Source organism: Arcanobacterium bovis (assembly GCF_004331995.1).
Taxonomy (GTDB): Bacteria; Actinomycetota; Actinomycetes; order Actinomycetales; family Actinomycetaceae; genus Arcanobacterium_A; species Arcanobacterium_A bovis.
In genome coordinates this window covers 1-440 of sequence record NZ_SJDT01000024.1, presented here as the reverse complement: position 1 = coordinate 440, position 440 = coordinate 1, and the positions used below count along the sequence as shown (strand labels likewise).

General features: G+C 46.8%; 1 protein-coding gene. It reads left to right on the top strand.

Annotated elements, in window-relative coordinates:
* Nucleotides 1-27: 27 nt before the first annotated feature.
* Nucleotides 28-440 (top strand): helicase HerA domain-containing protein (locus EZJ44_RS08615; RefSeq protein ID WP_241658649.1); only part of this gene is annotated, 413 nt, incomplete at its 3' end.

Genomic DNA, 440 nt, shown 5'->3' with positions numbered 1-440 from the left:
ACTCAAGAAATCATGCACAACAACGGCATGTTCTACGGAATAAACACTTTGTCCAAAAACTTGATTGTCGGATCACGTATCGAGGGAATGAACTCCAACGCTTTCTTCCTTGGAACAAGTGGTTCGGGTAAATCCCAGCTGGCTAAGTTTGAGATGATGCAAGTCTTTCTTCGTCGCCCGTCAGATGAGATTCTGATTATTGATCCAGAACGCGAATACATCCCACTGGCGAACGAGCTGAAAGCTTCACGGGTTGTTATTTCGCCCGGATCAACAGACACGATTAACGCTCTCCATCTTGACCGTAACGTAGACAATTCTGATGGTGACCCACTACGAGCAAAATGTTCCTACGTGCTCGCGTTATGTGAGGTGTTACTAGGCGGAAGTAGTGGCTTGTCAGCTGAAAAACGCTCGATCATTGACCGCTGTGCTCAAAC